A 19,256-nucleotide genomic window follows, 5' to 3' on the forward strand; every position below is an offset into this window, starting at 1 on the left:
CACTACTGCAGCTCGATGTCGAGCTTGGTCACACCGTCGGTCCCGACCTTGGCGAGCAGCTCCGCGACCGGACCGTGGCCCGGCAGTACGGCGTCCCGCTCGATGTCGAGCCACGGCGCCAGCACGAACGCGCGCTCGTGCGCGCGCGGGTGCGGAATCGTCAGCTCCTCGGACTCGATCGTCTTCTGCCCGTAGGTGATCAGGTCGACGTCGAGGGTCCGCGGCGCGCCCGGCACGCTGCGCTCCCGGCCGAACGCCTGCTCGACCGCGTGCGCCCGCTCCAGCAACAGGTCGACGCCCAGCGTGGAGTCGGCGAGCAGGACGATGTTCAGGTACGGACCGGACTCGTCCGGGCCGCCGACGGGTTGGGTCTCGTAGACCGGCGAGACATCGACCACCACGACGTCCGGGGTGTCCCGCAGTGCGTCGACCGCGCCCTGCAGATTCGCCTCACGGTCGCCGAGATTGCTGCCGAGCGACAGGATCACCTGGCGGATCGGCTTCAGCCCTCCGCTCAGGGTGTCCGCGTCGATGACGTGGGGACTAGGGGTCTCAGTCACGAGGATTCTCCGGCTCTGCGCTGCACGGTCAGGACAACGTCGTCGAACGGCACCGTGATCGGCGCCGAGGGTTTGTGGATGGTGACCGCCGTCGCTGTCACCCGCTTGTCGGCGAGGCAGAGATCGGCGATGCGCTGGGCGAGGGTCTCGATCAGATCCACCGGGTCGGTCTCGATCGCCTGGTGCACCTGCTCGGCCACCACCCCGTAGTTCACGGTGTCGGCCAGGTCGTCGGAAGCCGCGGCGGCCCGGGTGTCCAGCTCCAGCCGGACGTCCACGACGAACTCCTGTCCGTCGGCCCGCTCGTGCTCGAACACCCCGTGGCGCCCGAAACCGCGGATGCCCCGGATCTCGATCACATCAGGAGAGGTTGTCACGGGACCGCTCATTCCGCCTCCTCCTGTCGGCCCCCAGACGACAGTACCGGTGAGGCATGGTGGATCCACAACCGCCAGCCGGAGGAAGTTCTGCGGAAAACGTTCGTGGCGAGCGCCTTTCCGCCCGCGAACCCGTCCTCCGGGGCACCCTCACCCGACGACAGGACATTCTCCGTACACGTGACGTATGCCACGTCTTCATCCACCCGCACCTGCACGTCGGTGAGGAAGAACTGGATGTACGGCGTGTTCGCGAAGATCATCGCCCAGGCCCGCATCATCTCGGCGTACCCGGAGATCGCCGCGTTCCCCGGATGGATGCAGACCGGATCGGGTTCCGGCAGCCAGACGGCGGCCATCAGGTCCAGGTCCCCGGCCTCGAACGCGTTGTAGAACGCGGTGTTGGCATTCAGTACGACGTCCTGCACCGTGGCGCCGGCCTGCCGCTTGGGAGCACCCTCCTGCCGCGGTCCATCCGTCATACAGTTCCCCATCTCTTAGCCACCCGGACCGCGTCCGCGCTCGGTGCCACCGCGTGCGCCCGGACACACCAGGCACCTGCGGCGGCGGCCAGGGTGGATACGGCCACGCTCGCATCGTCTCGTCGTACGGCCGGTCTGGGTTCACCGGTCTGCTCGTCGGCGAGCAGCCTACCGAGGAACGTCTTCCGGGACGCACCGATCAGTAACGGTCTTTCCAGTACGGCGAATTCCCGCAACCGGCGCAGAATCTCCCAGTTGTGGTCCGCGTTCTTCGCGAATCCGAGGCCGGGATCGAGAGCGACCCGGTTCAGGTCGATGCCCGCCTGGCGGATCGCCTCGAGGCGTTCACCGAGCTCGGCGATGACCTCGGCCACCACGTCGCCGTACTCCGCCTTGTTCTGCATGTCGACCGAGTGCCCGCGCCAGTGCATGCACAGGTACGGCGTTCCGCGCTCGGCGATCAGCGGGAGCATGTCCGGATCGGCCAGCCCACCGGACACGTCGTTGATCATCGTGGCGCCGGCGTCGAGCACGAGCTCCGCGACCTGGGACCGCATGGTGTCGACCGAGATGATCGCGCCTTCCGCGGCGAGGGTCTCGACCACCGGGATCACCCGGCGGATCTCCTCCTCCTGCGACGGCCGCACGGCCCGCGGACGGGTCGACTCACCACCCACGTCCAGCAGATCGGCGCCCTCGGCCAGCAGCTCCCGGCCGTGCTTGATCGCGGCGCTCGGCTCGAACCACTCGCCGCCGTCCGAGAACGAGTCCGGCGTCACGTTCACGACACCCATGACGAGACACCGGTCCACCACCGGCAAACCGTCCACGTGACCCCACGGCTCAGATCTCACCCACACACCGTAGTAGCCCCCACCCCCCAGTGGGCGGTTGGGATCAGTTCGCGAGGATCAGGCGGGACTTGGTCGACTGGAGCGCCGGGGCGATGGGTTGCGCGTACGACTCGTTGGTCTGGCCGTACTTCTCCAGGCACTGCCCGTCGATGAGCGCCGCCCCGCTGGTGATGCCCTGGGCGTAGTTCCCGGTCATACTGGCGCCGCCGGAGTCACCCGACTCGACGCACGCGGTGTGCTGGAACAGCCCGCGGACCACGCGGTTGCTCCCGTAGTTGACCGTCACGTTCCGGGCGACGATCCGCCCACAGGTCCAGCCGGTGCTCTTGCCCGACTTGCACAGCGTGGAGCCGACGGTGGCGTCCGCGATCCCCTTGACCGCGACGTTCCCGTTGCCCCAGCCCTCGACGTACCCCTGCTGGTCCCAGCCCTCGATCACGCCGACCGACCCGAAGTCGTGCCCCGGGAAACTCGAGGTGGACGTATTGCCGAGGATGTACCCGTTGCGGGAGAACGACGGCCTGCCGGACGTGCAGTGCCCCGCGGTCAGGAAGATCCGGTTGCCCTTGCGGGTCTTGGCGTTGAACCCGAGCGAGCACACGTACCCGGTGTTCTTGTCGACCTGTACGCCGCCGCGCAGGCCGAAGTCGTCCGCGGTCAGCCGGACCGTGCCGGACACCTGGCGCAGGGTCACCCGCTCGCCGTTCGCGAGCGCGCGGGACAGGAACCGGTCGGTGATCGAGTCGTGCGCGCCACTCGGCACCGAGACCACCACGGTCCCCGACACCGGGTCGACGTACCAGGACCGCACCTTGCCGGCGCTCGACGAGACGGCCAGCTGGTTCAGCTCGCCCTGTACGGCGTTCAGCTGCTTGAGGGTGAACTTGACCAGGCGCGGGACCGCGCCGATCCGGCGGACGAGAGCCGCCGTCGACAGGTCGGACACCGCGACGATCAGCTCGCCGGAGTCGTCGTAGTAGCTGCCCACGACACCCGAGTCGGAGCCGAGCTCCGACTCCAGGGTCTCGGCGACCAGCGGGTCCACTGCGGTCTTCGCGGCCTGCTTCTGAGGCGCGGTCTGAGGTCCGGTCCTGGTCCGCATGTCCGCGGTGGCCCAGTTCGCCGCGACCAGCCCGCCCGCCGTCAGGACGACGACCCCGGCAAGTGCGGCGCCGACCCGGAAACGCCCCGACATCCTGTCCTCCTCACACCGGCACTTGGTCCCCGTTGGCCAAGCACCACTACGGAAAGTAAACGCTCAGCGACAGAATGTCCATAGTCCCAGACTCTCAAACTTCAACGACCACAGCCCGCCCCGGGCTACGGGGTGGGTCAGCCAACGATTCAGCCAACGATCAGGCTCATCGCCTCGGCGCGGGTGACCGGGTTGCGGAGCTGGCCGCGGACGGCGGAGGTGATCGTCTTGGCGCCCGGTTTCCGGACGCCGCGCATGGTCATGCACAGGTGCTCGCACTCGATCACCACGATCACGCCGCGCGGCTGCAGGATCTCGACCAGGGACTCGGCGATCTGAGTGGTCAGCCGTTCCTGGACCTGCGGGCGTTTCGCGTACACGTCGACCAGCCGGGCGAGCTTCGACAACCCGGTCACGCGGCCGTCCCGGCTCGGGATGTAGCCGACGTGCGCGACGCCCGTGAACGGGACCAGGTGGTGCTCGCACAGGCTCCAGACCTCGATGTCCTTCACCAGGATCATCTCGTCGTGCTCGAGCGCGAACGTGGTCGTCAGCACGTCTTCGGCGCGCTGACCCAGGCCGGCCGTCATCTCGGAGTACGAGCGGGCCACCCGGGCCGGGGTGTCGTGCAGCCCCTCGCGCTCCGGGTCCTCGCCGATCGCGTACAGCAGCTCGCGCACGGCCCGCTCGGCGCGCTCGTGGTCGAAATTCGGTGACACCATCCCGGCTCCTCCTGCCAACGGAACTTCGCACGCTACCCCGCAGGCAAACGAAAACGCCGCCACCCGACCGGGTGGCGGCGTTCGTTCGAGCTGGGTCAGCTCACTGGTGGCTCGGCGGCGTCGGGCCGCTGCCGTAGTCCGGCGGGCGGATCGCCTCGTCCGGGCCGACGGAACCGCCCGGCAGCACGTCATGCAGCGAACCGTTCTGCTCGGCGCGGCCGGGAACCGGCATCACCGGCGGCTGGTCGGACGGGATCCGGGTCGACGACCCGGTCCAGGCCGGCCGGCGCTCCTTCATGATCACCGGCTCGAAGACCCGGGCGATCTGGTGCTTGTCCAGGGTCTCCTTCTCCAGCAGCTCCTCGACCAGGTGGTCCAGGACGGCCCGGTTCTCGACCAGGATGTCGAAGGCCTCCTGGTGCGCGTTCAGGATCAGCTTGCCGACCTCCTCGTCGACCGCGGCCGCGATCTCCTCGGAGTAGTTCCGCTGGCTGCCGATGTCGCGGCCCAGGAACGGCTCACCGTTGTCCTGGCCGAACTTGATCGCCCCGAGCCGCTCGGTCATGCCGTACTGCGTGACCATCGCGCGGGCCAGTGCGGTCGCCTTCTCGATGTCGTTGCTGGCGCCCGTGGTCGGGTCGTGGAAGACCATCTCCTCGGCCGCGCGGCCGCCGAGCATGTAGGCGAGCTTGTCGAGCATCTCGGACCGGGTGGTCGAGTACTTGTCCTCGTCCGGCATCACCATCGTGTAGCCGAGCGCACGGCCACGCGGGAGGATCGTCACCTTCTGCACCGGGTCGGAGTGCGGCAGCGCCGCGGCGACCAGCGCGTGACCACCTTCGTGGTACGCGGTGAGCACCTTCTCCTTGTCCGACATCAGCCGGGTCCGGCGCTGCGGACCGGCGATCACGCGGTCGATTGCCTCGTCCAGCATGCTGTTGTCGATCATCTGCAAGTTCGACCGGGCGGTCAGCAGGGCCGCCTCGTTCAGCACGTTGGCCAGGTCGGCACCGGTCATACCCGGCGTCCGGCGGGCGACCGCGGTGAGGTCCACGTCCTGCGCCATCGGCTTGCCGCGCGCGTGCACCTTGAGGATCTTCTGCCGGCCGGGCATGTCCGGCGCGTCGACGGCGATCTGCCGGTCGAAGCGGCCGGGCCGCAGCAGCGCCGGGTCGAGCACGTCGGGCCGGTTGGTGGCCGCGATCAGGATCACGCCGCCGCGGACGTCGAAGCCGTCCATCTCGACCAGCAGCTGGTTCAGCGTCTGCTCGCGCTCGTCGTGACCGCCGCCGAGGCCCGCGCCGCGGTGCCGGCCGACGGCGTCGATCTCGTCGATGAACACGATCGCCGGGGCGTTCGTCTTGGCCTGCTCGAACAGGTCCCGGACCCGGGAGGCGCCGACACCGACGAACATCTCGACGAAGTCCGAACCGGAGATCGAGTAGAACGGCACGCCGGCCTCACCCGCGACCGCACGGGCCAGCAGGGTCTTACCGGTACCGGGCTGGCCGTAGAGCAGCACGCCCTTCGGGATCTTGGCGCCGACCGCCTGGAACTTGCCCGGTTCCTGCAGGAACTCCTTGATCTCCTGCAGCTCCTCGATCGCCTCGTCGACGCCGGCGACGTCGGCGAACGTGGTCTTCGGGGTGTCCTTGGTGACCAGCTTGGCCTTCGACTTGGCGAAGCTCATCACCCGGGAGCCGCCGCCCTGCATGGAGTTCATCAGGAAGATGAACACCACCGCGATCAGCAGGAACGGGATCAGCGTGGAGAACACCTGGCCGATGAAGCTCGGCTTCGGGTTCTCGACGTCGTACCGCTCGATCTTGCCGTCCTGGAACAGGGACTGCAGGTCGTTGCCGAGGTTCTCGGCCTGGCCGTCCACCCAGTGCGCCCGGAGCTTGGTGCCGTCGGTCTTCTCGACCCGGATCTCCTGATCCGGATCGATCAGCGTCACCGTCTTGATCGTCTTGTCGCTCGACGACTTGGCCTGCTGGATCAGCTGGACGACCTGGCCGGTGGGCTCGGTCTTGTACCCGGTCGAGCCGGTCAGGAGCTGCCCGATCACCAGGACGCCCAGGAAGGCGACGACGATCCAGAACAGGGGTCCGCGGAAGATGCGCTTCACGTCCATGATCGAGGCCTAGGCCCCGTCCCTCCTAGCTCGGCAGGCCCGGGTATGACGGGCTTGTGACGGTAATACCAGTCCAAGTGTCTCGTGTCGCACAAGACAACACAGCACGAGGGTCACCAATGGACAGTACGACCCGTTGTACAGGCCGTCACCAAGTCTGCCCTGAAGCGTGGATCAGGAGTAGACGTGCGGGGCCAGTGTGGCGACGCAGCGCAGGTTCCGGTACTTCTCGGCGTAGTCCAGCCCGTACCCGACGACGAACTCGTCCGGCAGCTCCAGGCCGACGTACTTCACCGGGACCTGCATCTTCGCGGCGTCCGGCTTCACGAAGGCCGTGCACAGCTCCAGCGAGGCGGGCTTGCGTGACTCCAGGTTGCTGACCAGCCAGCTCAGCGTGAGGCCGGTGTCGATGATGTCCTCGACGATCAGCACGTGCCGGTTGGTGATGTCGGTGTCCAGGTCCTTCTGGATCCGCACCACACCCGACGACTTGGTCCCGGAGCCGTACGACGAGATGGCCATCCAGTCCATCTCCACGTGCCGACTGAACGACCTGGCCAGGTCGGCCATCACCATCACCGCGCCGCGCAGGACGCCGACCAGCAGCAGGTCCTTGCCCTCGTAGTCGGCCTCGATCCGCGCTGCCAGCTCCCGCAGCTTCGCGAGGATCTCGTCCTCGGTGTAATGGATCTTGCTCAGGTCCTTCTCGATGTCCGCCGCATCCACGGCCCTCAGCCTGTCACATCAGGGCCGAGGATGATGAATCCGCCGTTCCGGACTGCCCGGATGCCCTGCGGGAGATCGATCCAGCGTTGCCCGCGCCAGTCGGTCACCAGCGCGTCGACAGACGCCACGTGACCGGCAGTGAGGTCGGTGGCCCGGCAACCGGCTTCCAGCGCGGCCTGTCGCAGGACTCGTGTGCGGATCGCTGCGGGCTGCTCCACGAGTACGCCGACGTCGCTGCGGACCTGTCCCTCGGCGCGGCTCAGTGCGGTCTCAGCAACGTCCGCAGCGAGCTGATCGAGCGCATCCGCGTCCGCTCGGAGCAGCCCCGCCGTACGGGCCAGCGCCTCGACCACACCGGGCCCCAGCGCCTCCTCCAGCACCGGCAGTACTTCGTGCCGTACGCGGACCCGGGTGTACTGCGGATCGTCGTTGTGCGGGTCGTGCCACGGCCGCAACCCGGACGCGATACACGCAGCAGCCGTAGTGGCCCGCGGCACCTCCAGGAACGGTCTGCGCAGCCGCCCGACGGCCGGAGCCATCCCAGCCAACGACCTGGCCCCCGACCCACGCCCCAGCCCAAGGAGGACAGTCTCCGCTTGATCATCACGAGTGTGGGCCAACAGCACGATGTCTGCCGCTAGCTCATCCGCCGCCTCCCGCAGAGCGTCGTACCGAGCCGTACGGGCAGCCCCCTCCGGACCGCCCTCCGTACCGACCTCCACCTCACGCACCAGGACAGGGTCCAGCCCGAGCCCCCGGCACTGCTCAGCAGCAGTCGCCGCGACATGCCCCGAGTCCGCCTGCAGACCGTGATCCACGACGACCGCACCGGCCCGTAGACCGAGCTTCGGCGCCTCGAAGGCGGTAGCGGCCGCCAGCGCGAGCGAGTCCGTTCCGCCGGAACAGGCGACCAGAACGGTGGTGCCCTTCGGTAGCTCGCTCAGCGTCGACCGGACCGCTTCCCGGGTGCGAGCGACGGCGGGGTGGAGTTTCCCTCGCCGCTCTCCCACCAGGCGCTCAGCCGTGGAGTCGGGCGACCCAGGCATCGGGGTTCGCGATCTCGTTCTTGGTCGGCAGCGTGTTCGGACCGGTCCAGACCCGGTTGAAGCCCTCCATGCCGACCTGGTCGACCACCCGGCGTACGAACGCGGCACCGTCCTTGTACTGCCGCAGCTTCGCGTCCAGCCCGAGCAGCCGCTTGAGCAGCTGGTCCACCGGGTTGCCGCTCGCCCGCCGCGACGAGAACTTGGACCGGATGGTGTCCACCGTCGGAATGACCGACGGCCCGACCCCGTCCATCACGAAGTCGGCATGACCCTCCAGCAACGACATGACCGCGGTCAGCCGGTCCAGCACAGCACGCTGCTCCGGGGACTGCATCAGGTCCACCAGACTCAGCTCGGCCTCACCACGCACCGACCGCCCCAGCCGCTGCACGGCCTCGCGGAACATCGCGGCGTACGCCGAAGCGTCCAGCTCGGCCTGGTCCAGGAACAGGGCGATCTCCGACCGCAGGTGGTCCCGCAGCCACGGGACCGCGGTGAACTGCACCCGGTGCGTCTCCTCGTGCAGGCACACCCACAGCCGGAAGTCCCGCGGTACGACGCCCAGCTCGGACTCCACCTGCACCACGTTGGGCGCCACCAGCAGCAGGCGGCCGGTGAGACCGGGACGGTCCGGGTCAGGCTGTGCCGGGAAGAACGGGTCGAACTGACCGAGCACCCGCGACGACATGAAGGCCAGCAGCGCACCGGCCTCGATGCCTGTCACCCGGGAGCCGACCGCGGAGGACAGGCCGGCAGTCCGGTCGGCCTTCTCGCGCAACTTTTCCGCCAGCGGCTGCAGCACGGTCCGGAAGCCGTCCGCGTTCGCCTGAACCCAGCCGGGCCGGTCGACGATCAGCACCGGAGCGGTGGCCGACGTGGCCTTCAGCCCGGTGAACTCGCGCACGTGTACCTCGGACTCGTCCGCGAACTGACGCAGCTCGGCGACCACCTGGTCCGCCTCCGCACGGCTGACCGCCGGGCCGGGTCGCAGCAGCTTCCGCGCCACGCCGGTCGCCAGCTGCCAGTCGACCATCTCGGTCGTGGTCCCGCCTTCCGCCGTACTCATATAACGACCCTAGTGGTATGTCCCAACATTCAGCAGCCGCAGTTGGCGAGCGCGGCGGTGGCGCGGTCGAGCGCGGCGCGCGCGTCCAGGGTCTTCGGCACCGGAACGCTGTCACTGGCGATCGCAAAGACCAGCAGCGTGCCGGAGCGGTCACGGGCATACCCAGCCAGGCTGTGGACCCCGGTGAGCGTTCCGGTCTTCGCACGAACCAGTCCGGTCCCGGTGCCGGTACCAGCTGAGGTGAAGCGCTCCCTGAGGCTCCCGTTGAAGCCCGCCACCGGCAGGCCGGACAGCAGGTGCCGCAGCTCCGGGTGGTCCTTCGACACGGCCACTCGCACCGCACCAGCGAGCAGGTCGAGCGGGACCTTGTTGGCGCGGGTCAGACCGCTGCCGTCGTAGATGCGGGCCTTGCTGACGTCCAGGCCGAGCTTGGTCAGCGTGGCCCGGAGACCCTTGACGCCACCGGCGTACGAGCCGCCGTTGCCGGTCGCGATGCCGACGTGCCGCAGGAGCACCTCGGCGCCGTCGTTGTCGCTGTGCAGATTCACGTACTCGACGATCTGACCCAGTGTCGGCGACTTGACCTGCGCGAGCGGCGTGGCGGCAGCCGGCGCCTTCGTCGCCTTGGCGGTGGCGGCGACCTTGATGCCGTACTGCGTCAGCAGCTTCTGAAATGACGTGGCAGCAGCCAGCGCCGGAGAGGTGGCGCGCTTGGCCATGCCCGGAGACAGCCGACCCTCGTTGACCCAGAGCGACGAGGTGGGGGCGGCGATGCCTTCAGGGACGTAGTTCGCTTCCCAGTTCGCGTTGACGGCCGGGCCGCTGAACAGCGACGCGTCGTACCCGAGGGTCACGGAGGCGACGCCCTGTGCCTTCAAAGCCTTCGCCGTACTCTGAGCGAGCGTCTGGAGGGTCGCGCGGGCCGGGTAGTCGCTCGCCTGCTGTACGGCAAGCAGCGGGTCGCCGCCGCCGACCAGGACGATCGACCCCTTGGCGGTGCTCACGACCTTGGTGGCGAACGTGTGGTCCGGACCGAGCGTGGCGAGCGCGGAGACCGTGGTGAGCAGCTTCAGCGTGGAGGCAGGCGTGTACGGCGTGGCGGCGCCGACCGAGAACACCGGTTTGTCGCGCGAGGCGTCGTACACGTAGATGCCGTGGTGCGGGCCGAGTGACGGGTCCTTGAGGATCGCCGCGAGCGCCGTGCCGACGCCGGCCGCGGTCGGGGCGACGCCCTCGGTCGTCGCCGGCGCCAGGACGGCCGGAGCCTGCTGGGTGCTCCGGTCAGCTGTCTGCACTGAACCGGGTACGGCGCGTGCGCTGCTCACCAGGCCGGCAAAGAGCGCCGTGGTGAGGAGCGTGACGAATGCCGCACGGGCAGGTCGGGCCACCGGGCTGCTCCTGTCATTCGGTCGGTCGGAACCGTGACAGTATCTGCCGTATGGAGTTCGACGTCTTCATCGAGATCCCCAAGGGCACTCGCAACAAGTACGAGCTGGACCACAAGACGAACCGTCTACGGCTGGACCGGACGCTGTTCACCGCGACTCAGTATCCGTCCGACTACGGGTTCATCGAGGACACCCTGGGCCAGGACGGCGACCCGCTGGACGCGCTCGTACTGCTGCCGGAGCCGACGTTCCCCGGCTGCCTGATCCGCGCTCGCGCGATCGGCATGTTCCGGATGACCGACGAGAAGGGTCCGGACGACAAGGTCCTGTGCGTCCCGGCCGGCGACCCGCGGCAGGAGCACCTGCGCGACATCCACCACGTGCCGGAGTTCGACCGGCTGGAGATCCAGCACTTCTTCGAGGTCTACAAGGACCTCGAGCCCGGCAAGTCGGTCGAGGGCGCCACCTGGGTCGGCCGTGCCGACGCCGAGGCCGAGATCACCGCCTCCTTCGCCCGCCTGAAGACCGAAGGTCACTGATCGCCTGACACGCGGCGGAGTAACGCGAGCAGCGTCTTGCGCTCCGCCGCGGTCAGCGGCTCCAGCAGTTCCGCCTCCGCGGCGCGGATCAGCTCGTCCATCGCGTCGACCTGCCGCTCGCCCGCCAGGGTGATCGCGACGATCTTCCGTCGCCGGTCGGCGGGATCGACCCGCCGCGCCAGGAACTTCAGCTCCTCGAGCTCGTCCAGCAACGTGACCAGATCGCTGCGGTCGAACCCGATCCGGTCCGCGAGCGTCGCCTGCACCGCCTCGCCTTCGTCGGAGAGACTCGCGAGCACGTGATAGTGCTGCGTCCGGACGCCACCGTCGGTCATGTGCTGCCGGACCAGCCGCTGGGCGTGCTGACTCGACCGCCCGAGCGCGAACAGCACGTGGTCGGACAGCCGGTGGTTCGGCGACTTCTTCACCGCACCAACTCTATTGGCAACGCCGACCTGTCGAGTTATCGTGGGGATCTCCCATTATTTATCTACCCCACAATATGGAGAACCCACTATGCGCGCAGTGCGCTTCCACCGCCACGGCGGTCCCGACGTACTCCAGCTCGACGAGATCGCCGTCCCCGAACCCGCCGCCGGCCAGGTCCTGATCCAGGCCGAGGCGATCGGTGCCAACGCGATCGACACCGTCCTCCGCCGCGGCGGCTCCCCCTGGGACGGCTCGCTGCCCGGCACCCTGACCGGCGACGTCGTCGGCCGAATCGTCAAGCTCGGCCCGGAAACCCCGCCCGGCATCGCCGTCGGCCAGCGCGTCTCCGCCCTCACCGTGGACGCCTTCGCCGAGTACGCCGTGGCGGACACCGGCTTCCTCGCCTCGATCCCGGACGACGCGGACGCGGGTGAGGCCACGATGATGTCGCTGACCGCCCCGCTCGCCTATCGACTGCTCGAAACCGGCCGGGTCGCACCCGGAAGCACCGTCCTGATCCAGTCCGCCGCCGGCACCGTCGGCCACCTGGCCGTCCAGCTCGCCCGCGGCTACGACCCGAAGACGATCATCGGTACGGCGTCCTCGGCGAAGCGGCTCGACTTCATCCGCGAACTCGGTGCCGAGCCCGTCGACCTGACCGACCCCGACTGGCCCGCCCGCGTCCGCGAGCTCGCGCCCGACGGCGTCGACACCGTCCTCGACTCGGTCGGCGGCACCGTCTTCGACCAGGGTCTCGACCTGCTCGCACCACTCGGCCGGATGATCACGTACGGCGCGATCACCACCGAGGTCCCGGTCGTCTCCGTACTCAAGCTGTTCGGCCTCAAGTCGGTCACCGGCGTCTCCATCTCCGGCTGGCAGCAGGCTCGCCCCGATGAGGCCCGCGCCGACATCACCGAGGTCACGCGCCGCTGGCAGTCCGGCGACCTCCGCCCGATCGTCCACGCCACCCACCCGCTCGCCGACGTCGCCCGGATCCACGAAACCCTCGACGCCCGCACCAACCTCGGCCGTCTCGTCGCGACTCCCGAATAGAATCACCAGGTGGAGCTTCGGCAGCTGCGGTACTTCGTGGGCGTCGCCGAGGAACTGCATTTCGGCAAGGCCGCCGAGCGCCTGTACATCTCCACCCCGACGCTCAGCCAGCAGATCAAACAGCTCGAGCGCGAGATCGGCACCGCCCTGCTGATCCGGCACAGCCGCGGCGTCGAGCTCACCCCGGCCGGGCAGGTCCTGCTCGCCCGCGCCCGGGAAACCCTCCAGGCGGCCGGCCTGGCGCTGAAGGACACGCGCCGGGCCGCCGGCCTGGACGAGCCGGTGCTCCGCCTCGGCCTGCTGAACGGGATCCCCGGCCATCTCCCGGCCGCCCTCGAACAACTCGCCACCGAACGCTTCCCGAACAGCACCGTCACGCTCGAAGCAGGCACCACCACCGACCAGCTCCGGATGCTCGACGCCGGCGAGATCGACCTCGGCCTCGTCCGCACCCCGCTGATGTTGCCTCCGGCAATCACCTCCGAACAGCTCGCCGACGAGGAGCTCGGCGTACTGGTGACCGCGACCCACCCGCTCGCAGCTCGGCCGGTTCTCACGCTCGACGACCTGACCGGCCTCGAACTCATCTGGATCCCCCGCGCCGCCGCACCCGAGTTCTACGACGACATGATCCGCCGGATCGGCACCGGCGTACGGCTGAGCGATATCAGCATGAGCCACTCACAACTCCGGTCGGCACTCCTCGTACGACGCTCCGCGTTCAGCCTCGGCTCCCGCCGTGCCGCCACGCCGGACATCGTCTGGCGCCCGCTCGCGGGCCGCCCGCTGATCGCCCGGTACGCCGCCGTGTGGCGCACCGACTCGCACAACCCGGTGCTCCAGGCGATGACCGTTAGCCCCGGCCTAACGGTCATTAGGCAACAAGTCGTGGTGGACTGACGCACCCGGTGGTTGGCTCGAAACGTCAACCACCGAAGGAGAAACCGTTGCAGGAACACGTCGTCATCGTCGGCGGCAGCTCAGGGATGGGCCGTGCCCTGGCCGCCGAACTCGTTGCCCAAGGCAGCGAGGTCACCGTCGCCGGCCGGACCCAGTCCAAGCTCGACGCAGCACGCCGGGAGCTCGGCGTACGCACCGTTGCCGTGGACCTCGGAAGTGAGCAGGACATCGCACGCCTCTTCGCGACCACCGGCAAGGTCAGCCACATCGTCACCACAGCCGCCGACGTCGGCGGCGCCTACCAGCCGATCGCCGAGTACGACGTGGGCTCGGCGCGCGGCGCGGTCGACTCCAAGCTGCTCGGCCCGTTGCTGCTCGCCAAGCACGGCGCTCCGATGCTCGAACCCGGCGGCTCGATCGTGTTCACCTCGGGTATCGCGGCGTACCGGCCAGGTCCGCGGGCCTCGTTGCTCGCGGCACTCAACGGCGCACTCGCCTCGCTGGCCGCGGCGCTCGCGGTCGAGCTGGCGCCGCTGCGGGTCAACGTCGTCTCACCCGGCTGGGTCGACACCCCGATCTGGCAGGACGTCGCCGGCGACGCGGCACCCGAGACGCTGTCCGCGATGGCGGCCCGCCTCCCGGTCGGCCGGATCGGCCGCACCCAGGACATCGCCGCGGCGATCATCGCCTTGCTCCGCAACGGTTTCATCACCGGCACCGTTCTGCACGCCGACGGCGGACACCGGCTGGCGTAGAAGAGAAACGTCCCCGGCAACAAACCGTTGCCGGGGACAACTGCATCAGGGGCGACCGAAGAAGTCCGGCGGTTCCCAGTAGTAGACGCTGTCGATCTGCACCGGCTTGCCGGTCCGCGGCGCGTGGATCATCCGGCCGTTGCCGAGGTACATCGCGACGTGGTGGATAGTACCCGGGTCGCTCGGGTTCAGCGACCAGAAGATCAGGTCGCCGGGCCGCAGCTCGTCCTCGTCGATGTGCTGGATCTGCTCGTACTGCGCGACGCTGTAGTGCGGCAGCTGCACACCGGCCTTCTCCCAGGCGCCCTGGGTCAGCCCGGAGCAGTCCCAGCGGCTCGGGCCGGTCGCACCCCACAGGTACATGTCGCCGAGCTGGCGCATCGCGAACTCGATCGCCGCCGACGCGCCCTTCCGCGAGCTGTGGTTGCCCCCGTTGTTGTTGTCGTTGTCGTCGTTGTCACGGCTCGGCGTCGACGGCTTGTGCCGCTTCGGCGGGTTCTTCTTGCCGTTGTTCTGCTCGCGTTCTTCCTTCTCCTCACGAGCCTGCTCCGCGGCCTCCCGGGCCCGCTCGGCCGCCTCTGCGCGGCGCTCCGCGGCCTCCCGGGCGGCGATCCGGCGCTTCAGCTCGGCGGCCTTCTTCGCAGCGATCGCAGCGGCGCGCTGCCGCGCAAGCTCCTCGAGCCCCTGCTGTCGCTGGGCGGCCACCTGCACCGAGATGTTCTGCAGGACGGCGAGCTGCGCGATCGACTGCTTGCGCTGCACGCCGATGGCGGTCACGGCCGCCGACTGCGCAGCCTCCGCGTCCTCGGCCGCCTTCTTCGCCTTGGCCGCCTCGTCGGCCGCCTTCTTCACCTTCACGACCGCCTGGTCGGCCTGCACCTTGAACAGGTTCGTCATCACCTCGGTCGCCGTGAACCGCAGGTACGAACCCTGCATCGCAGCCGACACCGAATACGCCGCACCGGCCGAGTCGAGCAGCTGCTGCGGACCCTCCGCGGTGAACAGCGGCGCGATCTTCGCGACGTCGCCACCACCTTGGTACGACGCGGCAGCGAAGCGGCCGATCTGCTGCCGCTGAGCGGCCAGCGTCTTCTGCGCCTCGGCGGCCCGGGCCGCGGCGGCGGCCGCCTCGGCCTTGGCCTGCTGCAGGCGGTAGACGGCTCCGTTGTACGCCTCGTCGGCGATCCCGGACGCGATGCCGAGCTGCTCGAGCCGCGCACCGGCGGCGGCGAGCTGACGCTCGATCGCGGCGACCTGGCCGGCCTTCGAGGCGGCGGCCTGCTTGGCGCGCTCGACCGCGGCCTTGGACGGAATCACCGGCGGCTTCGGCTTCGCGGCCTCAGCCGGAAGGGTAGGCATGGCCATGGTGCCGGCCAAGCAGATCGCGAGCACCCCGGAGAGCAGGGCCTTGCCTGCTCGACCGGTCTTCCCAGCACTCGTGATCCGCCTGCCGGACGTGGCCCTGGGGGGCGTCCGCATCGGGATCGTTCCTTCCGCCGGTCACGAACCCCTTCCCCAGGGTTCGTGAACTTTTGGTCCTCCTGGACCACATACGTGACACTAGTTGCCTACAGCCCCATTGGGAACAGCTTTCACACAAGTATCTTTGTTTCACCCGTGTGTCGACTTGACAAACTACAAGCTTGTAATTCCGCGAAGCCGCAGGTCGGCGCACGAAAACGCCCCTCCGGCCGGAGCCGGAGGGGCGTGGGAGCGCTCGGTGATTCAGCTGAGGACGAACGAGGCGACCACCGGCAGGTGGTCCGAGGCCGGCGTCACCGGTACGGCGGCATCCGTCGGGCGCAGGCCCGCGCTGTGCAGCTGGAAATCGATGCGTTTGGTCGGGTTGTCCGCCTCGATCGTGTAGCCCGGACCGACGCCGACCTCGGTCCAGGTGTCGTCGTACACCGCGGTCAGCGTCTTGATCTCCGGCTTCTCCGGCGTCGCGTTGAGGTCGCCGACGAGCAGTGTCGGCGTCCGCGATCCGCTGAGCAGCTCGACCACCTTCTGCGCCTGCTCCAGCCGCTCGGCGTTGTTGTTGCTGGTCAGGTGCGTGTTCGCGAAGCGCAGTTTGGCGCCGCGCACTGTGAGGTTTGCCACCGCCAGGCCGCGCTGTTCACCGGTCGGGTAGAGCGGCAGCAGCGTGTTCTTGAAGTCCTGGATCGGGTACTTCGAGAGGATCGCGGTCCCGTACTGGCGACGCGGCTCCCCCGGATTCACGGGCGGGAGGTCGAGGTTGGCGGCGTACGCGTAATGCATCTTCAGCCGCTGGGCGAACCAGGCCGGCTGGTCCACCCAGTTGCTCCGCACGGCCCAGTGCCGGTCGACCTCCTGCAGGCCGATCACGTCCGCCCCGGACTGCTCGATCAGGACGGCGATCCGCTCGAGATCGAGCACGCCGTCGATCCCCGCGCCGTGGTGGATGTTGTACGACATGACGGTCAGCGGCCGGCCCGGACGACCCGCGTCGGGCTGAGCCGCGGCAACGGTAGGAACCACCATCAGCAACCCCACGAGGACGGTCAGCAATTTACGCATGCACTCATCTTTCCGGAAAACCGGCGACACCCGCACAACGAGCGAGTGTCGCCGGTCTGAACGTCAGTGCACCAGGCGGCCGACGGCGCCCTTGGCGCCGGAGGCCCAGCAGCCTGCTTGGCTGCCGTGGCCGGCGCATTCGACGCTGTCGAAGCTTCCGTCGTAGAACTGCTTCCAGCTGCGGCCGCCGTCGAAGCTGACGTCGCTCCCGGACGGACCGACCGCAACAACAGTCGTGGGCGACCACGGGACGAAGTGCGAGCCGCTCCGGTAGCCCTTTGGCGCCTTGTCGGCCGGCACCAGCTTCCACGTGCGACCACCGTCATACGTGACCGACGCGGCCTTCACTGCCTCGGTCGGCTTCAGGAAGTCACCGCCGACCGCGACACCGAACAAACTGTTCCGGAACGCGAGGCTGAAGATTCCGGCCGCTTCTCCACTCGCCATCGGAGAGTCCGCGACGGTCCAGCGCCGTCCGCCGTCGACGGTCCGGAACACCCGCGGACGATCGCCGCCACCGGTCGCGAACCACGCCGTACGACCGTGGCCGGCGACCAGGCATGTGCCGCTCGCCGCGAACGCGAACTCGCCGGCGAGCGCGGCCGGCATGCCGCCGGTCGGCTGCACTTTCCAGGACTTTCCGCCGTCGGACGTCGCCGCGATCCGGAACTTTCCGTCCACCGGGTCACTCAGCGCCAGGCCGTGCTTGTCGTCGTTGAAGGCGATGCAGTCGTAGAACGCGTTCGCATCCGTGTTCCGGAACGTTTCCGACCAGGTTTTTCCGCCGTCGGCGGTCCGGTAGACCCGCGAGTCCTCGCCGTTCCCGATCGTCAGCGCGACCGCACGCCGCGCGTCGAACGCCTCGACATCGCGGAACTGCAGCGCCTCCGCACCGGCCGGACTGACGTTCTGCCAGTGCTTCCCGCCGTCGACCGTCCGCAGCACGGTTCCGCCGGTCCCGCCCACCCAGGCGACGTCCTTGCTGACCGCCGCGAGCCCACGGAACTGCGCCGTGGTCCCTGTCGGCGTCAGCTCCCACCGGTACGACGATCCGCCGTGAGCCTGGGCGGGCACGACCTGACCCATCAACAACAGACCTCCTGCCGCCAAAGCGGCCACACGCAGGATTCTCATGCGCCGCAATCTACGTCAGCTTGAAGGACTGAGCCGTGCCTCCGTTGCAGGCGAGTTGGACGAGTTGGGTGCTGTCGGCGACCGAGCCGTTCGGGACGGTCAGGCACTTGTTGCTGAAGCGGCTGACGAAGTGGAAGTAGCCACTGCCTTCGGAAACTGCCTGCCACTGCTGGTTGTTTCCGTTGCTGTACGTCCACAACTGGAGGCCGGCGTTGTCCGCGGCGGACACACCGGTCACGTCGATCACCTTCGTCGCGTCGTTCCGGTTGTTGACCCGGGTGAAACCGCCGGACGTCGGCTGGAACTGGAACTGCTGCGCCTGCGTGCCGTTGCAGCTGTACTGCTGGATCACGGTCCCGTTCGCGGTCCCGGCCGCGCGGGCGTCGATGCACTTCCCGTTGGCCTTGTTCGCGACGGCGTACCAGGTGGTCGGCGACGGCTGCTCGGCCGGCGGCGTCGTACCGGCACCGCCCAGCCACTTCAGCGCGTCCATCATGAACTGGTTCTGCGCCGGGCTGTCGAAGGTCGACGAGAGCCGCGTGTTGGTCTCGTAGTTCATCGCGTTGTGGCCGAAGTTCGCGTAGATCATCTTGTAGCTCTTGTTGGTCCAGATGATCGGGTAGTAGCCGCTGTACCAGGTCTGGTTCGGGTCGGTGCCGACCGGGAAGCTGGAGTTGTCGATCGACGCCAGGATCTGGATGTCGGGGTTGTTCCGCAGGTCGTTCTGCCAGCTGTACCACTCACTGACCGACGACCGGAACGTCGCGCCGGTGTTCACCAGGGCCGGGTGCGAACGGTTCTCGGTCCGCAAGGTCACCGCGGTCGGACCCCAGGTGTTGGACTGGAACCTCCCGGTGCCGAGCAGCGTGTTGTTGAACCACGGCCAGCCGCCACTGGCGTCGTTGTACGCCGCGACGTGGAAGCCGAAGAATGCGCCGCCGTTGTCCATGTAGTTCTTGAACCCGTTGCGCTGGGCGTCGGTGTGCGGCGAGTCGTCGAGGAACATCACCACCTGGTACTGCGAGGCAGTCAGGTTGTTGAGCTGGTCCCAGTTGTTCGTGGCCGTGTAGGTGAAACCGTTCTGCGCACCGAACTCCGGGAAACGCTGGTTGGCTTCTTTCTCGAAGTCGATGTGGGCGGCGTCCCAGGTCCCGCTGTAGAACGCGAGAACCTTGAAGGTGGCTTGAACCTGAGCCGCCGCGGTGCCGGTCAGGCAGCCGACCAGGAGGACGAGGGCGAGCAGCAATGCGGGCAAACGAAATCGATCGGAAAGCATGGGGGCGGACCTTTCCGTAAGAACGCTTTATAAATTTCAGAACTTAAATTAACCCATGATCTAAAGGCGGTAAAGACTC

General features: G+C 68.5%; 20 protein-coding genes. 4 read left to right on the forward strand and 16 right to left on the reverse strand.

The window, feature by feature from the left end; translation table 11 throughout:
- Positions 1-2 precede the first annotated feature (2 nt).
- The 11 genes from folK to dacB all read right to left on the reverse strand — a co-directional run bounded on the left by folK (position 3) and on the right by dacB (position 10,550).
- Positions 3-560 (reverse strand): 2-amino-4-hydroxy-6-hydroxymethyldihydropteridine diphosphokinase, encoded by a 558-nt coding sequence (folK, locus tag ACLJOO_RS07785; RefSeq protein WP_410786146.1) that lies wholly within the window; start codon positions 558-560, stop codon positions 3-5.
- A complete protein-coding gene (folB, locus tag ACLJOO_RS07790) occupies positions 557-949 on the reverse strand; it encodes a dihydroneopterin aldolase (RefSeq protein ID WP_410786148.1) in 393 nt (130 codons plus the stop codon). Before folB ends, folK begins: the two co-directional genes overlap by 4 nt.
- Positions 946-1,419: a nuclear transport factor 2 family protein gene (locus tag ACLJOO_RS07795; RefSeq protein WP_410786149.1), complete on the reverse strand. Its 474-nt coding sequence runs from the start codon at positions 1,417-1,419 to the stop codon at positions 946-948. Before ACLJOO_RS07795 ends, folB begins: the two co-directional genes overlap by 4 nt.
- The gene (folP, locus tag ACLJOO_RS07800) at positions 1,416-2,213 is read right to left on the reverse strand and encodes a dihydropteroate synthase (RefSeq protein WP_410787131.1); all 798 of its coding nucleotides are present in this window, start codon (positions 2,211-2,213) and stop codon (positions 1,416-1,418) included. Before folP ends, ACLJOO_RS07795 begins: the two co-directional genes overlap by 4 nt.
- Positions 2,214-2,316: 103 nt before the next feature.
- On the reverse strand, positions 2,317-3,468 hold the full coding sequence (locus ACLJOO_RS07805; protein ID WP_410786151.1) for a S1 family peptidase: 1,152 nt from the start codon (positions 3,466-3,468) through the stop codon (positions 2,317-2,319).
- Positions 3,469-3,617: 149 nt separating this feature from the next.
- On the reverse strand, positions 3,618-4,190 hold the full coding sequence (gene folE / locus ACLJOO_RS07810; protein ID WP_410786153.1) for a GTP cyclohydrolase I FolE: 573 nt from the start codon (positions 4,188-4,190) through the stop codon (positions 3,618-3,620).
- A gap of 100 nt (positions 4,191-4,290) precedes the next feature.
- Positions 4,291-6,327 carry an ATP-dependent zinc metalloprotease FtsH gene (gene ftsH / locus ACLJOO_RS07815; RefSeq protein WP_238154983.1) on the reverse strand — a complete coding sequence of 679 codons (2,037 nt, stop codon included), beginning with the start codon at positions 6,325-6,327 and terminating at the stop codon, positions 4,291-4,293.
- 171 nt (positions 6,328-6,498) lie between these two features.
- Positions 6,499-7,050, reverse strand: coding sequence for a hypoxanthine phosphoribosyltransferase (hpt, locus tag ACLJOO_RS07820; protein WP_130384962.1), 552 nt, complete (start codon positions 7,048-7,050; stop codon positions 6,499-6,501).
- A 5-nt stretch (positions 7,051-7,055) separates the two neighbouring features.
- Positions 7,056-8,060 carry a tRNA lysidine(34) synthetase TilS gene (gene tilS / locus ACLJOO_RS07825; RefSeq protein WP_410786155.1) on the reverse strand — a complete coding sequence of 335 codons (1,005 nt, stop codon included), beginning with the start codon at positions 8,058-8,060 and terminating at the stop codon, positions 7,056-7,058.
- Between the two features lie 7 nt (positions 8,061-8,067).
- Positions 8,068-9,162 carry a zinc-dependent metalloprotease gene (locus tag ACLJOO_RS07830; protein ID WP_410786156.1) on the reverse strand — a complete coding sequence of 365 codons (1,095 nt, stop codon included), beginning with the start codon at positions 9,160-9,162 and terminating at the stop codon, positions 8,068-8,070.
- A 29-nt stretch (positions 9,163-9,191) separates the two neighbouring features.
- Positions 9,192-10,550, reverse strand: a complete 1,359-nt coding sequence (gene dacB / locus ACLJOO_RS07835; protein WP_410786157.1) for a D-alanyl-D-alanine carboxypeptidase/D-alanyl-D-alanine-endopeptidase — start codon at positions 10,548-10,550, stop codon at positions 9,192-9,194.
- Between the two features lie 50 nt (positions 10,551-10,600).
- Here dacB and ACLJOO_RS07840 point away from each other — a divergent pair, with 50 nt between their 5' ends.
- Positions 10,601-11,089 carry an inorganic diphosphatase gene (locus ACLJOO_RS07840; protein ID WP_328525793.1) on the forward strand — a complete coding sequence of 163 codons (489 nt, stop codon included), beginning with the start codon at positions 10,601-10,603 and terminating at the stop codon, positions 11,087-11,089.
- Here the strand turns inward: ACLJOO_RS07840 and ACLJOO_RS07845 are convergent.
- Positions 11,083-11,517, reverse strand: coding sequence for a MarR family winged helix-turn-helix transcriptional regulator (locus ACLJOO_RS07845; protein WP_410786158.1), 435 nt, complete (start codon positions 11,515-11,517; stop codon positions 11,083-11,085). The genes ACLJOO_RS07840 and ACLJOO_RS07845 overlap by 7 nt on opposite strands.
- An 88-nt stretch (positions 11,518-11,605) precedes the next feature.
- Between ACLJOO_RS07845 and ACLJOO_RS07850 the strand changes: the two genes are divergently transcribed.
- Genes ACLJOO_RS07850 through ACLJOO_RS07860 form a run of 3 tightly spaced genes read left to right on the forward strand, consistent with a single transcriptional unit; the run spans position 11,606 to position 14,229 of the window.
- On the forward strand, positions 11,606-12,574 hold the full coding sequence (locus tag ACLJOO_RS07850; RefSeq protein WP_410786160.1) for a quinone oxidoreductase family protein: 969 nt from the start codon (positions 11,606-11,608) through the stop codon (positions 12,572-12,574).
- A 9-nt stretch (positions 12,575-12,583) separates the two neighbouring features.
- Positions 12,584-13,474 (forward strand): LysR family transcriptional regulator, encoded by an 891-nt coding sequence (locus tag ACLJOO_RS07855; protein WP_410786162.1) that lies wholly within the window; start codon positions 12,584-12,586, stop codon positions 13,472-13,474.
- Positions 13,475-13,521: 47 nt separating this feature from the next.
- Positions 13,522-14,229 carry an SDR family oxidoreductase gene (locus ACLJOO_RS07860; RefSeq protein WP_410786163.1) on the forward strand — a complete coding sequence of 236 codons (708 nt, stop codon included), beginning with the start codon at positions 13,522-13,524 and terminating at the stop codon, positions 14,227-14,229.
- A 45-nt stretch (positions 14,230-14,274) separates the two neighbouring features.
- On the opposite strand, the gene ACLJOO_RS07865 is transcribed toward ACLJOO_RS07860, so the two are convergent.
- From ACLJOO_RS07865 to ACLJOO_RS07880, 4 genes are all read right to left on the reverse strand, one after another.
- Positions 14,275-15,708 (reverse strand): NlpC/P60 family protein, encoded by a 1,434-nt coding sequence (locus ACLJOO_RS07865; protein ID WP_410786164.1) that lies wholly within the window; start codon positions 15,706-15,708, stop codon positions 14,275-14,277.
- 246 nt (positions 15,709-15,954) lie between these two features.
- The gene (locus tag ACLJOO_RS07870; RefSeq protein WP_410786165.1) at positions 15,955-16,767 is read right to left on the reverse strand and encodes an endonuclease/exonuclease/phosphatase family protein; all 813 of its coding nucleotides are present in this window, start codon (positions 16,765-16,767) and stop codon (positions 15,955-15,957) included.
- Between the two features lie 63 nt (positions 16,768-16,830).
- On the reverse strand, positions 16,831-17,901 hold the full coding sequence (locus ACLJOO_RS07875; protein WP_410786166.1) for a WD40/YVTN/BNR-like repeat-containing protein: 1,071 nt from the start codon (positions 17,899-17,901) through the stop codon (positions 16,831-16,833).
- A gap of 10 nt (positions 17,902-17,911) precedes the next feature.
- Positions 17,912-19,177, reverse strand: a complete 1,266-nt coding sequence (locus ACLJOO_RS07880) for a ThuA domain-containing protein (protein ID WP_410786167.1) — start codon at positions 19,175-19,177, stop codon at positions 17,912-17,914.
- Positions 19,178-19,256 lie beyond the last annotated feature (79 nt).

This window comes from Kribbella sp. C-35 (assembly GCF_046549195.1).
Taxonomy (GTDB): domain Bacteria; phylum Actinomycetota; class Actinomycetes; order Propionibacteriales; family Kribbellaceae; genus Kribbella.

What these genes read in the sequence shown, in the direction of transcription:
- folB (WP_410786148.1), bottom strand. Translation starts at nt 949, where the DNA reads ATGAGCGGTCCCGTGACAACCTCTCCTGATGTGATCGAGATCCGGGGC.
- ACLJOO_RS07795 (WP_410786149.1), bottom strand. Translation starts at nt 1,419, where the DNA reads ATGACGGATGGACCGCGGCAGGAGGGTGCTCCCAAGCGGCAGGCCGGC.
- folP (WP_410787131.1), bottom strand. Translation starts at nt 2,213, where the DNA reads ATGGGTGTCGTGAACGTGACGCCGGACTCGTTCTCGGACGGCGGCGAG.
- ACLJOO_RS07805 (WP_410786151.1), bottom strand. Translation starts at nt 3,468, where the DNA reads ATGTCGGGGCGTTTCCGGGTCGGCGCCGCACTTGCCGGGGTCGTCGTC.
- folE (WP_410786153.1), bottom strand. Translation starts at nt 4,190, where the DNA reads ATGGTGTCACCGAATTTCGACCACGAGCGCGCCGAGCGGGCCGTGCGC.
- ACLJOO_RS07830 (WP_410786156.1), bottom strand. Translation starts at nt 9,162, where the DNA reads ATGAGTACGGCGGAAGGCGGGACCACGACCGAGATGGTCGACTGGCAG.
- ACLJOO_RS07840 (WP_328525793.1), top strand. Translation starts at nt 10,601, where the DNA reads ATGGAGTTCGACGTCTTCATCGAGATCCCCAAGGGCACTCGCAACAAG.
- ACLJOO_RS07850 (WP_410786160.1), top strand. Translation starts at nt 11,606, where the DNA reads ATGCGCGCAGTGCGCTTCCACCGCCACGGCGGTCCCGACGTACTCCAG.
- ACLJOO_RS07865 (WP_410786164.1), bottom strand. Translation starts at nt 15,708, where the DNA reads ATGCGGACGCCCCCCAGGGCCACGTCCGGCAGGCGGATCACGAGTGCT.
- ACLJOO_RS07870 (WP_410786165.1), bottom strand. Translation starts at nt 16,767, where the DNA reads ATGCGTAAATTGCTGACCGTCCTCGTGGGGTTGCTGATGGTGGTTCCT.
- ACLJOO_RS07875 (WP_410786166.1), bottom strand. Translation starts at nt 17,901, where the DNA reads ATGAGAATCCTGCGTGTGGCCGCTTTGGCGGCAGGAGGTCTGTTGTTG.
- ACLJOO_RS07880 (WP_410786167.1), bottom strand. Translation starts at nt 19,177, where the DNA reads ATGCTTTCCGATCGATTTCGTTTGCCCGCATTGCTGCTCGCCCTCGTC.